11 protein-coding genes and 1 pseudogene are annotated in these 12439 nt (G+C 44.4%); 7 read left to right on the top strand and 5 right to left on the bottom strand.

All coding sequences use genetic code 11. The features are described 5' to 3' along the window. The 4 genes and pseudogenes from AAGA18_15270 to AAGA18_15255 all read right to left on the bottom strand — a co-directional run. The coding region (locus tag AAGA18_15270; GenBank protein ID MEM9446701.1) for an outer membrane beta-barrel protein at nt 1-464 on the bottom strand (464 nt) is incomplete at its 3' end. Nucleotides 465-626: 162 nt separating this feature from the next. Then, the gene (locus AAGA18_15265) at nt 627-1319 is read right to left on the bottom strand and encodes a class I SAM-dependent methyltransferase (protein MEM9446700.1); all 693 of its coding nucleotides are present in this window, start codon (nt 1317-1319) and stop codon (nt 627-629) included. 208 nt (nt 1320-1527) lie between these two features. Further along, nucleotides 1528-1887: pseudogene (locus tag AAGA18_15260) on the bottom strand (DUF2200 domain-containing protein). Nucleotides 1888-2087: 200 nt separating this feature from the next. Beyond that, nucleotides 2088-2930 carry an OmpA family protein gene (locus AAGA18_15255; protein MEM9446699.1) on the bottom strand — a complete coding sequence of 281 codons (843 nt, stop codon included), beginning with the start codon at nt 2928-2930 and terminating at the stop codon, nt 2088-2090. A gap of 82 nt (nt 2931-3012) precedes the next feature. Between AAGA18_15255 and AAGA18_15250 the strand changes: the two genes are divergently transcribed. Beyond that, complete coding sequence (locus tag AAGA18_15250; protein MEM9446698.1) at nt 3013-3990, top strand: HDOD domain-containing protein; 978 nt, start codon at nt 3013-3015, stop codon at nt 3988-3990. A gap of 12 nt (nt 3991-4002) precedes the next feature. Here AAGA18_15250 and AAGA18_15245 read toward each other — a convergent pair whose 3' ends face one another. Continuing rightward, nucleotides 4003-5601, bottom strand: a complete 1599-nt coding sequence (locus AAGA18_15245; GenBank protein MEM9446697.1) for an NAD(P)/FAD-dependent oxidoreductase — start codon at nt 5599-5601, stop codon at nt 4003-4005. Nucleotides 5602-5654: 53 nt separating this feature from the next. Here AAGA18_15245 and AAGA18_15240 point away from each other — a divergent pair, with 53 nt between their 5' ends. From AAGA18_15240 to AAGA18_15215, 6 genes are all read left to right on the top strand, one after another. Further along, a complete protein-coding gene (locus AAGA18_15240; GenBank protein MEM9446696.1) occupies nt 5655-7451 on the top strand; it encodes a DUF885 domain-containing protein in 1797 nt (598 codons plus the stop codon). Nucleotides 7452-7496: 45 nt separating this feature from the next. Then, nucleotides 7497-8792, top strand: a complete 1296-nt coding sequence (locus AAGA18_15235) for an MFS transporter (protein MEM9446695.1) — start codon at nt 7497-7499, stop codon at nt 8790-8792. A 136-nt stretch (nt 8793-8928) separates the two neighbouring features. Further along, on the top strand, nt 8929-9237 hold the full coding sequence (locus tag AAGA18_15230) for a hypothetical protein (GenBank protein ID MEM9446694.1): 309 nt from the start codon (nt 8929-8931) through the stop codon (nt 9235-9237). Between the two features lie 274 nt (nt 9238-9511). Then, entirely contained in the window at nt 9512-10666 is a 1155-nt protein-coding gene (locus tag AAGA18_15225) for a hypothetical protein (protein ID MEM9446693.1), read from the top strand. Between the two features lie 212 nt (nt 10667-10878). Next, entirely contained in the window at nt 10879-11388 is a 510-nt protein-coding gene (locus tag AAGA18_15220; protein MEM9446692.1) for a response regulator, read from the top strand. A gap of 724 nt (nt 11389-12112) precedes the next feature. After that, nucleotides 12113-12253 carry a hypothetical protein gene (locus AAGA18_15215; protein MEM9446691.1) on the top strand — a complete coding sequence of 47 codons (141 nt, stop codon included), beginning with the start codon at nt 12113-12115 and terminating at the stop codon, nt 12251-12253. The last annotated feature ends 186 nt before the right edge of the window (nt 12254-12439 follow it).

Here is a 12439-nt window from a genome sequence, read left to right as displayed (position 1 = left end):
CCAATGATGACATCCAAGCCGTTTCCTATAGGTAAGCGGAGCTGTGCAAATGCTTGTTGCAGGTAGAGAGTGTCGCCATCGGGACTGCCTGCGGGGTTGGAGGTGAAGGATGCGGCATCCTCGCCAACGATCACATCGGTGCGGAATCCAGCCTGAAGTTCGTTGTCATCGGTCAGAGGCCTCTCAAGGACGAGCTTCATTTGATTGAGGTTGAAGTCGCCTTCGGCATTGGCATCGTCACCCAGCCAACGGTGGCCCAGCGTGCCGGAGGTGAAGTTGTAGATGTATCCTGCATCGACATATCCGCTGAGGATGATTCCAGGTTGTTGGGTCTCTACATAACTGATCTCCTCAATGACTTCTTCGAGATCTTTGCTATTTGGGGCAGGCGCTCCAGCATGAGACAATGACGCAATAACTACTGAAAGCGCGATTGTACCTAATGTCTTAAATTTCGCACGCATTATCGTCTCTTTTGCTTGGTATATGCCAAAGCATATAACTCTGTGTAGTGACCAGTAACCATAAATTAACGTAACAACTAGACTATTAGTAATGGAAAGCAAGCCATTAGTTCGGGTGCTTGTTGTGACTCGTGTGCTTCGCTACACCATAGCGATCGTAGTCTAAATTTTTTCGCATAGGTATGCGGCGATAATGCCATCAAACTTATTTTTCTCTACCACATGAAATCCTGTTCTATCTAACAAACCATCGATAACCCAATCATAGGTTGAAAACTCTTCTCTGAAGTGACTTTCTGCATCCTCCCTAAGGAAATCGCCTCCAAGTTTCGTTTGTTTATCTATAAATGATGATATCTCCTGAATGGGATTTTTATCATCGAGAATAACATCTACTAAAAAGAATTTTCCTTTCGGAGCAAGTAATGTATGCAGCCTTTGCAAAGCGATTCCTTTCCAAAAATCAGGCAGATGATGAAAAGAGAGTGATGAGGTAATCACTGTCGGTGAATCTCCAGAATGCTCGTATGAAAGATATCCGGCATGACAAAATGTAATGTTGTCGTTACTAGACTTGCTTTTAGCATAATGGAGCATGGTAAGAGATACATCTACTGCGTAAACATGGCTGCATATATCTGAGGCTAACCGAGCAAGCACACCTGTCCCACATCCAAAATCCGCTAAAATGTCGCGAGAGGATAGCTGGACTCTGTGGATAATCTCTCGGCACTCTTTTTCTATATCCCTAAACCTGGAGTGACTGGGTTCGTAGGCATCGACTTCCGACTGTTTTCCGTAATCTTTTCCGACTTGTTTAAACTCATCATATTGCCATGTCATATCAGATTGCATAAACTTTTGCCCAACGAGATTGTCGAAAAAAACCTGACATAAAAAATTCTATCAAATTTTCCTAAAGTTAATCACCCGAAGCTAGCCCAAATCCTCGTACAGAGCAATGAGGGTTTTGGTCCAACAATTATCAGCAAGAATTCAACCCCTATGCTCCAGCATATGATTATGAGCTGATTTGTATCGTTAGTCTTTAAGTCATGCCGAACTATTTATTGGCGCGTAGTATTTCTCCCATCTTTTTCCCCTTGGTTAGCTCGTCGACCAGCTTGTCTAGGTACCTGACCTTTTGAATCAATGGACTTTGCAACTCTTCGACTCTATAGCCACAAATACTGCCTTTAATGAGGTGTGCGTTCGGACTGAGTTTACATTTTTTGAAGAAGCTCTCGAAAGTCACTTCATCAACAATCAGAGATTGCAACCGTTTTTCATCGTAACCCGTAAGTCATTGGATGACTTTGTGAAGTTCCTTTTGGATCCGGCCCCTCTTTTCAACTTTTTTAATATAGTGAGGGTAAATAGGTGCAAGGTCATCTTGGCAATGCGCTCTTCTGTGCCGGGAGATGGTTGTTTCATGGTCACTTACTATTCGGCTGCGTATGGAAAAGGAAGCTGATCGATGGGACGGCTTTCATTATGGGTGATCCTAATTTACCAGCGAAAATGCCACATCTTTCGTTCTTAGATGGTTGTGGTATAGGTTCTCATACCCTAACGCAGAGGGTTCTCGCCCTCTCATCTCCTCTAGCAAATGTTTGAGTGTCCTTATTCTGCGATCACTTTCTCGACTCCGGGACTTAAGATAATTTCAATGCGGCGATTTTTTGCACGGTTTTCTTTTGTATCATTTGGAGCGATAGGGCGGTGTTGTCCATAGGCAACCGCAGACAATCGATCGGCTGGGATGCTACAAACATCATTTAAGTAACGAACTGCGGCGATCGCTCGACTCGCGGATAGATCCCAGTTGGAAGGAAATCGCGTGGAGCTGATGGGAACATTATCTGTATGCCCTTCAATTTGCACGATTTGGTCGTCTTCATCTTCAAGTGCTAGGGCGAGCTTATCCAAGACTTGTTTTCCCTCGGGAATCAGATCCGAAGACCCAGATTTAAAAAGGATCTTACTAGCCACATTTACCGTAAGCTTTCCTTTGAGATTAGAAATAATGACGTCTTTGCTAGCGATCGCTTCCTTTAATTTATCTTCAAGGGTGGACTTCGCACTTTTGCTCTTTTGCATTTCATCGAGCAATTTCTTTCTTTGCTCCTGATAAAGGGAGCGTTCTTTGGAAAGCCTGCTTTGTGTATCAGAGACAGCTTTTTGTAGGCGCGCTCCGCGAGCTTTAAGGATCTCGGTCTGTCGAGCTGCTTCTTCTGCCCGATCCTTTTCTCCACTTAATAGCTCGTCCAGTTCCTGATTCTGGATAGTCAGGTCATCCAGCGAGCTGGTTAGTGCATTAACCTGTGCTTCTAGTTTCTCAATTTGTTGTGTTTTATCCGCGAGTGCTGATTTTTTTTGGTAGCTGTCATAAAAAAAGTAAAAGCCAGCCAATATGAGGACGATGATAGTTAAAACAACGAGTGTCGTTCTAGTAGCGTTACCCATGATCACTAAGAGTTAGGGAAGTCAGCTTGAAAATGCAAACATTTGAGATATCTGCAGTCACACAAAGATAAGAAAAAAAGCCATGAGCAACCTAGATGAATCAGCGGAACCGGTCTCTTACGAGGCCAGTATGCCGCTGGAAAAAATCCTGGCACATTTGCCTAGCAATGCAAATAACCGTCTGCATCGGGATAAAATGGCAGAAGCACTGTTTGGCGACAGCAAAATTCCTCGCGCGGCTTTTACAGACCACAAGTTGATGCAACTTATTATGGATCCGAATACAGAGCTGGAAAGCTTAGCGGAGTGCATCAAAATGGATCCTGGTTTAAATTTGAAAATCGTCAGAATGAGCCGAACGGCTCTCTATACGAGAGGAGAGGAAACACGAAGTTTTGAGGATGCCTTTTACAGGATAGGCCTAAAGGAAATTCGCAAAATTGTTTATGCGGATACTGTGGCAAGCAGTTTCCGGAACTTCACTATAGAAGTAAACTGGATGGACTTTTGGAGGCGCGCGGTTCTCAAGGCACAGCTAACAGAGAAATTATTGAAGGCAGCTTTGGGAAATAAGAACTTTGGTTTTATCTCGGGTATTTTGAACGATACGGGGAGCCTATTGATAATGGAATATTTGCCGGAACAGTATGCCGAAATAGCAGGTCTCATAGACTCTGGACATGCTAAAGATCTGGCAGAGAAGTCGGTTCTACATTTTACTCATGCTCACGTAGCAGGTGTGCTGTGCTTGAAATGGCGTTTCCCTTATGATGTTGCCATGGGTATTTATTATCACCACAGTGATCTGAGCCGAGTGGATGACGTTATTAACGTAGAGTTGTATGCAAGGGCTGGGCTATCTGCAGAACATTTAGCAGATCTCTCCCTGAGAGTCATTGATGAAGGACTAGATATTGACGAGCTCGATACATACTACGCCGGTAATGAGTGGGCGGAGTTAACGGATCTGATTGAGGACAAAGAGGTTCTCATGGGTATTGACCTTGAGAAAGAAATCGAGAGTGCCACGAATATGGCCAACATTCTCACAACAGGCTAAGGGCTCATTGTTCTACCGGGAAGAGCTTAGCACGGTCTGTGCGGTATTGTAGCCACTTGCTCCAAAAACTCCACCACCAGGATGCGTGCTCGAGCCAGTGAGAAATAAATTTTTCATAGGTGTCTTGTAATCCGCTAGTTCAGGCAAGGGGCGAAAAAAGAACATCTGATCAAGACTCATCTCGAGGTGCATCACATTAGCCCGTAGTAGACCGTGTAGGCGCTCTATGTCTAGAGGGGTTTGAATGTAGCGGTCGATCATTTTGTTTTTCATGTTTGGAGCATAGCGGCAGACGAGATCATATAGCTTATCTGCCTCCCGTTCCTTGATGTCATCCCAGTTTTCTTGGTTGCTCAGTTCATAGGGGTGATACTGTGCCCAAGTGAAAAGGGTGTGTTTGTCCGGGGGCGCAAGTGTAGGGTCGATAGCGCTAAATGTCATGGCAACTACCGATGGGTCTTGGGGGGGTAGCCCTTGTGCATAGGTATGAAGAGAGCTGCGAAGGTATGATTCTGAAGGGCAAAGGAGTTGCATGGCACTGTGGTAAGCGCATGCTCTGCTGGGAGATATTTCATCGCTGCCATACATGGGCAATTCCTCAACAGCGTGGCGAACGATCATTCCAAAGCCATTGCCAACTCTGAGTTGGTCGATGCGTTTAGATAATTTACTTGGGCAACTGGGTTCATCTTTGAGCATTTTAAACAATGTTTGGATATGGCAAGCGGAGACTACTCGCTTGGCTTGGATTTGTGATACTTGATCAGGATTAGAGGAGTGCAGATAATTTATAGCCCAGGCGTCGCCTGATTGACGTAATGACGTGACCGTAGCCCCTGTAATGACATCGCCAGCGTAGTGTTTCAGGCATTGTTCGAGCGCCACTGAGAGCATGCCAGAGCCGCCTTTTGCTCGTTTTGCTCCTGAGCGATGGATCATGGCATTCCAGCCTAGCATATCTCCTGATGCGACTTCATCAGGTGTAGGTCCAGATTGAGCGGAAAGCCATAGCAGGGCTGCCCTGAGGTGGTCATTTTTAAAAGTTTCTTTAATGACCTGTCCATAAGGGGCCATGAGTTGTCGGGCAGTGTCCAAGCTGCTCCAGAGCCGGCGTGAATGGGGGCGCAAAATATTACGCTTGAGCATGGTGCCAAAAATTTTTCCCGGTGTAGGCGGTTTTAAAAAAGTTTCAAAGACACCTTCATTTAATTCAGTCCAGCGTTTTACAAATTGTTTATATGTTTGGGCATCCTCTTTGGAAAGGGTAGCAATACTTTCACAGGTTTGGTCGATGTCCTTATAAAAATGGATGCCCTTTTTCGTGCCAAGGATAGGATAGTAGGCCCATGGGTCCATTTCGATATACTCCAGTCCGAAACGACTTTCTAGCTCCAGATCTTTAAGAATAGGTGTTAAGTGAATCATGATATGCACTGATGATCCTACATCGATTTTGTAACCCGGGATGAGATCATCCTTGGTGCATACAGCTCCGCCAACTTCAGGTCTGCGCTCGACTATAGCGACGCGGTGACCTGCTTTAGCTAGGTAACAAGCGCAGATAAGACCGTTATGTCCTGCGCCGATGATGGCTGTATCGTATGCTGACATATATCCTAGGTATGACTTGTTGTGCTTAGAAAGAAAGATAATACTCTATTGTCATGAGAGACAGAGCAAGGCATCTAAAAAGCAGGGGCAGAGTGAGTCAGTTGGTTCAAAGGTTTGGTTTAGCTGTTTTTTTGTTTTTTATAGCTTGTGACGCCACAACCCAAAAGGATGATTTATTATTGCGAGAATTAATGGATCGCATTTGGGCATGGCAATTGGATGTCTATCCTGAATCAGGGACGTATCATGGTTTTTCAGAAGGAAATGATCGTTGGACGGACCAATCATTAGAAGCAATACGAGCACGCCAAAAAAAGAATAAGGCTTGGAATGATAAAATTGAAAGTTTTGACCATCTGCCGCTCAGCAATTCGGAGCGTCTAGAATTTGCGATACTCAGAGCTCAGTATGAAAAGAGGATTGCCGGGCAAGCATTTCCCTGGGAATTGATGCCCATCAGCCAATTGACTGGTGTGCAACACAGTCCAGCTCGAGTGCTAAAGATCATGCCAAAGAATAATCTGCAAGATTATCAGCGTATTCTCTCACGACTAGAGAAACTTCCAGCTCTGATTCGGCAGTACATCGAGCTCATGAAAGAAGGGCTGATGCAAGGGTTCACTCCACCCCAAGTGGTGATGCAGTCGGTCCCTGAACAGGTAGCGATTTATCTGACGGAGGAGTGGGCGTTGAATCCGCTCTGGGTGCCTTTTCGCAGAGTGGATGAGGCGCTTTCACAACAAGAGAGTGAACAGGTCCTAAGCAAAGCGAAGTCATTACTCTTGGGGCCGGTAAAAGAAGCCTACTCAGACTTGTATACTTATCTCACGAATGAATATATACCAAAATGTAGGACTGATGTAGGTATCTTGCATTTGCCTAATGGTAGGGACTGGTATGCCCACTTAGTGAAATCTATGACCACCACAGACTTAACGCCTGATCAAATTCATCAGATTGGGATTCAAGAAGTAGATCGGATTTACCAGGAAATGAAAACTTTAGCGAAACGCAATGGGCATGATAAAGTCCAGGCTTATGCGGAAAGTCTGTACAAGGAGGAGCGGTATTTCTGTAACTCTAAGGAAGAGTTATTAAAAGAGTATAGAGCACTATGTAAGAAGATTGATGCGAAGGTGGTGGGTTTTTTTGGTGTGATGCCGAGACTCCCCTATGGAATCGAGTTGATTCCAGAACATGCTGAGAAATCTGCTCCTCTAGCATATTTTAGCTCTGGTTCACTAAAAGCAGCTAGGGCAGGAGTGTTTTATGTAAATGGTCATAACCTCCGTAACCATCCAAGATGGGGAATGGAAGCGTTAGCCATTCATGAGGCGGTGCCAGGGCATCACTTTCAGTTAGCCTTGGCTGAAGAATTGGAACACAAACATGACCTATTAAAAAATACTTGGTTCACAGCTTATGGTGAAGGATGGGCATTGTATTGTGAAAAATTGGGTAAGGAAATGGGTTTTTATGAAACAGATGCATCAGAGTTTGGAAGGCTAGGCTATGAAATATGGCGAGCAGTGCGTTTGGTGGTCGATACCGGTATGCACGAAATGAGTTGGGAGCGACAGCAGGCCATTGATTACTTTCTTAAATACACGCCAAAGTCTTTGCAGGAAATTGAGGTAGAGGTGGACCGCTATCTCGTCTGGCCTGGTCAAGCGCTGTCTTACAAAATTGGGGAATTAAAAATGTGGGAACTGCGCCATTTAGCAGAAGAATCTCTAGGAGATCATTTCGACCTAAAAGCGTTTCACGATCTTGTGCTAAGTAACGGAGCTCTACCTTTAGATATATTGGAGACGTTAGTGAGAGAGTGGCTAAGCTCCGGTCATAACTGAAAAGATTGACGGGTGTGAGTTGGGATGCTGGGATGGCCCGACTCTATGGCAACTTTATCTAACCTCCCACGCAATGTTTGGTTATTTATTGCCTTTCGAATCTGTTTCAATGTTCGCTTCTACTATCCCGTTTTCGCCATTTTATTTTTAGACTACGGGCTAACTATTGAACAGTTTGCCATTACAAATGTTGTGTGGGCGATAGCCATTGTTGCTTGTGAGGTTCCTTCCGGCGCTTTGGCAGACTTAATAGGACGTAAAAGACTTTTAGTTATGGCCTCCATGTTGATGGTTGTCGAGATGGTGTTATTGATTGTTTTGCCATTGGGCAACAACACACTGGTTTTTGCCGTTATTCTTCTTAATCGCGTGCTAAGTGGTATTGCGGAAGCTTTGGCTAGTGGTGCTGATGAAGCACTAGCTTATGACTCATTTACTGAGGCTGAACGAGAAAAGAGGTGGCCAGAAGTTTTAGCCAAATTAACACGGTGGCAATCGATAGGCTTTTTCTTTGCCATGATGTTTGGAGCGCTTCTATATGATGCTGGGTGGATGAATAAGTTGTTGTCGTGGTCGGGATTTTCTTGCACATCTGAGGATGCACTGCGATTCCCTATTTACGCGACTCTTGTGACGGCAATATTAGCATTCATTTCTACTATCTCCATGAAGGAGCTTTCCAGCTTATGCCCGAGTCAAAGAGCATCGGTCAGAGAAGCATACCAGCAAATTTGGAATGCGGCAGGCTGGGCTTTCAAGATGCCAATAGTCGTGGTGATTATTCTCTTTGCTCTTTTGCACGATAGTATAGCACGCTTGTTTTATACATTGGGTAGCCAGTATTACCGGCTCATTGAATACCCGGAAGCGGTATTCGGAGTCATAGGATCTTGTATAGCCGTTTTAGGGATTATCACCGCATCCCTGGGGAAATGGCTTATTGGGCGTTTTAGCCTCAAGTGGAATATGCTGGTGGTAACCCTTGCTATGCTCTTTGGCTTTCTGGGTTTGAGTTTCGCCATTCCTTACTGGGGTATTCTCTTTATGATTCCCTTGGCCATTGGTTTTTCTCTGGTCAGTTTTTTTGTGTCTCATTACCTGAACAAAGAGGTGGACTCAAAACATCGTGCAACAGTTTTGAGTTTTAAGGGACTCGCTTTAAATTTGGGTTTTGGAGTGCTTAGCCTTGTATACATGATCTTGCTGGAGGTTCTCAAGCGACAAGATATGACTGCTGAAGAGGACCAAGTGTTTGCGGCCAGTTTGTATGGGTTTCTCCCTCTGCTCTTAGTTGCCGCAGGAATCTTCTATAGCTGGGCTGGTAAGAAGGTAAAAAAGTAGAATTTTCCTTTTTTGGCAAGCTGCAGCTTGGAGTCATATACGGCCTTTCGGAAAATTGTGCCGCTGTATTTTTCTAAATGCAAAAAAGAGCGGTTCCTAGAATGCGCCATGCTAAAAAGTCGATATACTTTGTATTATGGCACCTATAGCACAAGTTGGTTTTAATGATCCTCAGTCTGCTTTCGCTCAATCAAATGAAAGAGCCATTCTAGAAAAACGGCCTAGGCCAGATTCTAATCAGTTAGTAGATAGGGAAGTAGTAAGGCGTCAAGCCGATGTGACACCTAGTCGCTTGCAAGAAAGACCCGCAACGCAACCAGAGCGGGAAGTGGAACTCGAAGGAGCACTTGCTAGGCAGAATCAGTTGGATCAACGAAGAGAAGTAAATGATCGATTGAGCGATGAAGAGATTGGTCTCTATAAAGATCCAACACGTCGCCGCTAATTAATTATTATTTGCTAACATTCCTCAACCACTCACTCAATAGTATGGTGCCGCTTTGAGGTAAATACGTGTCTCGTGGTTGACAATGATAGGACATAAAGTGTCAAGGGCATTCATAGACTCTAATATTTAAAAATATTAAACCGATAGCTCTAATATAAATTAAATGAAGTGTTAGTGCCTGATATTCGGAGAAGTTATGCCCAATGATAGGGGTATGAAGTGATTGAGATTCTTCTAGCAAGCAGGCCTTCCACAGGAAATGAGGTTATCTATGAAAAATTTAAAAATACGATGGGGGTTAGCTGCTAGTTTCATGCTTATTTCGGTCAGTGCATTGCAAGCCGCGGAGGTTGCGCAAACGACTTTCTTCAAAGTTTATCTCATGACCCAGGAGGCTGAATCATTGGAACAGCGCGGTGAGATGAAAGGGGCTTTAGATCTTTATTATCAAGTTGAGCTTAATCTAAAAAACCTCCAAGAAAATTACCCTCAATGGGAATCCAGTGTGGTCAGGTATCGCCTCAATAACGTTAAGGAGATTATCACCGAATTGGAGTTTCGAGTGGGTCCAGAATCAGGTGCTCAAGCGCAACATCCCAAGGGGCAACCGACGGAAGCAGACAGGCAACAAGAAGCAGCGGAACCTGAAGTGGTTACAGATGGCACGCTTAAAGCGGGGGTAAGTCAGCCGATGCTTATCACGGATAATTCAAAACCAGAATCCGACCACAATATGGAAATAAGAAAGGCTGAAAAAATTGACAATCCGGACCCCTTTGCCGGTATGCCACGCAAAAGCCTCAAGGAAGTAGCCTTTGATGAGACAATTGAATCATTGCGCAGCCAATTTCACGATGCACTTACCCAGCTGGCTGAAAGTAAGAGCAAAGAAGCAGACCTAAAAGGTATGCTAGATGTCTTCAAGCGTGAGAATGAAATGTTAGCTAATGAATTCACTCGATATCGCAAAGAAAGCGAAGCAATCAAGAGTCGGCTCCAAGAAAAAACCCAAGTCTTTGCCTCCGAAAACCGTATGCTAGCTGATGAAAATCGACGCATGCAAGATGAAGCCAAACGTTTGGCGGAACAAATTGAAGTCTTTAAGAATGAGAACAAGATGGTTGCGGGAGCTTATCAGCAAGCCCAAAAAAGGGCTGACAATATGCAGAAAGTTGCTTCTGGTACAGTCATGAATATGGAAAGAGTCCGAATGCAGATCGGTTCTTTGCGTTCGTTGATGAAGCTACGCCGTGATTCACTTAAGGCTCTATTGGCGCATGAAGGTCTCAAAAATGATCAGTCCACTCGGGCCTTCTTACTCCAGCTAGAAGACATTTCCGCAAAGTCTGAAGAACTTCTAGGGCGCCTAGAATCTCAGCGTGCCGTCATGGAAGTGCGTGCACCCAAAGTGGGTGTTGCCAACTAGTGTGGTTCGCATAGGTCATCCGGTGCAAAGTAGGGTCTATTTCCGTATAAGCACCGGGTATTTGGTTTTTAATATTATAAAAAAGTCCTAATTAATATAGAATATGGTATTGATGGTCGGGATTATCTTTGTATTTAAGGTGAGAAGCGTCTTTTTATTAAAGTTATAACGGGACGTGCCGACTCCCTTATAGGAAGGGGTATATATTTATTATGAATAGGGATATTTTAAGTAACATACAACAAGTACAAAAAGGTGCTTCCGATAGTTGGAAGAATAGCCTTGAAAACACACTACAAGAATTGGCAACGGATGATCGTCCCAAATTATCGCTTGTAGTTGATGATGATAAGTTGGTTCTTAGAACCGTTAGAAAGTTGCTCGAAGATCATGGCTATGCTGTTTTGACAGCCGCCACCGGGCAGCAGGGCATCAATTTGCTAAAGAGTGTTGTGCCTAAGCTCATCGTCTTAGATCTCATGTTGCCAGATATTAACGGCGACCAAGTTTTTAAGTTTATTCGAGAACAGGAATCAACCGCTCACGTCCCCGTCGTCTTCATGTCTGGAACAATCTCAGATGAAGAAGAAGTAGTCCTCAATGAGCAAGATTTACAAGGTGAGGCATACATGGCGAAGCCATTTAGTATGGATAAGCTCAATCGCTTGGCTGATAAGCTTTTACCGATAGTCGCAGGAACAGAGCAGCCTGAGATTGAATAAGATCTTTTTTCTCCAAATTGATGGGTAGTTCCATCTCTTCTCTCGTTGATCAACCTCCCGCCTGGTGGCGGGAGGTTTTTAAATCCGGATAGATTAGAGAAATGGGTCTCAAATGGATGATACCTCTAGAAAATTCTATCTTTCTTGAGACCAAAACCTTGCACAGATCTTTCTGTATCTAGTGGATCATTCGGGTTTTGCTAGTCTTAGATTTCCCCCTTTGCCTCCTCCCGCCCGTAACCTACTTTGTGACTTTCAGGCTTACTCATTCATCAGCTTGAGAAGATGGCTTTGTTGATCCTCCGACTAGATCGGAGGGTCCAGGGGTAAGAATCAACACCGGCACTATGCATCTTCTGGTCCAAGGGCAGGGTCCTTTGCACAAAATTTCCTGGCTTTGATTCCCATACACTGGCCCTGATCTAAGCGGTATGGTGTTCCGCACAAATCGTTTTTCGCTTTCATGGTCAAGCCGTGGGATGACGCAGAGAGGAACTTTAGCGTGGTAGAGGAAGAACTCACGGAATGAGACAAAAGAGCCAGAGAATGAGAGAAAGAGTGTTGTAAGATCAGAGAAGGACGACCGCCATCTTTCGACTACTCCTTCTCCTGATGCTCGGGTTCAATCGGAGCATCCATAAGTCGGTGGCTTATGAAGGAACTCACCGTGGAGTTTGATTAAGTCTTAGTATAGATCAGGGGCTTGTGTAGGAGATACAGACTTTTGGCTGCAACTCTCTACCTCGAATCCCTAGTGATCAAAGGGTGTGAGTTAACCAAGAAAACGCGAGTTCGTTTTCTCTGTGATGCCAGCAATGATCAAGATGATCTCTTCCTGGATAACCTAGGCCTATGGGCCAAATAAGGATTGAAATGCATTAACCCAACCTGGGTCCCACGATCAACTCGTGGGACCCAGGTTGGGTTTAGAGATAGCTAACTCTTGCAAGATAACTTGATAACCCGAAAGACCTTTTTGTCATAGTCGCACCAAGGTTTAGTTAGGGTAGTAAATTTGTTTAAAATACAAAGTTAGCTAATGAGAATTGCT

The organism is Verrucomicrobiota bacterium (assembly GCA_039192515.1).
Lineage (GTDB): Bacteria > Verrucomicrobiota > Verrucomicrobiia > Methylacidiphilales > JBCCWR01 > JBCCWR01.
The sequence above is the reverse complement of the archived record's forward strand: the minus strand, read 5'-3'. Positions and strand labels throughout refer to the sequence as shown.

Bases quoted from the DNA above. Each gene is read 5' to 3' on its own strand.
- AAGA18_15240 (MEM9446696.1), top strand. From the start codon at position 5,655: ATGAGAGACAGAGCAAGGCATCTAAAAAGCAGGGGCAGAGTGAGTCAG.
- AAGA18_15230 (MEM9446694.1), top strand. From the start codon at position 8,929: ATGGCACCTATAGCACAAGTTGGTTTTAATGATCCTCAGTCTGCTTTC.
- AAGA18_15250 (MEM9446698.1), top strand. From the start codon at position 3,013: ATGAGCAACCTAGATGAATCAGCGGAACCGGTCTCTTACGAGGCCAGT.
- AAGA18_15235 (MEM9446695.1), top strand. From the start codon at position 7,497: ATGGCAACTTTATCTAACCTCCCACGCAATGTTTGGTTATTTATTGCC.
- AAGA18_15245 (MEM9446697.1), bottom strand. From the start codon at position 5,601: ATGTCAGCATACGATACAGCCATCATCGGCGCAGGACATAACGGTCTT.
- AAGA18_15225 (MEM9446693.1), top strand. From the start codon at position 9,512: ATGAAAAATTTAAAAATACGATGGGGGTTAGCTGCTAGTTTCATGCTT.
- AAGA18_15220 (MEM9446692.1), top strand. From the start codon at position 10,879: ATGAATAGGGATATTTTAAGTAACATACAACAAGTACAAAAAGGTGCT.
- AAGA18_15255 (MEM9446699.1), bottom strand. From the start codon at position 2,930: ATGGGTAACGCTACTAGAACGACACTCGTTGTTTTAACTATCATCGTC.
- AAGA18_15265 (MEM9446700.1), bottom strand. From the start codon at position 1,319: ATGCAATCTGATATGACATGGCAATATGATGAGTTTAAACAAGTCGGA.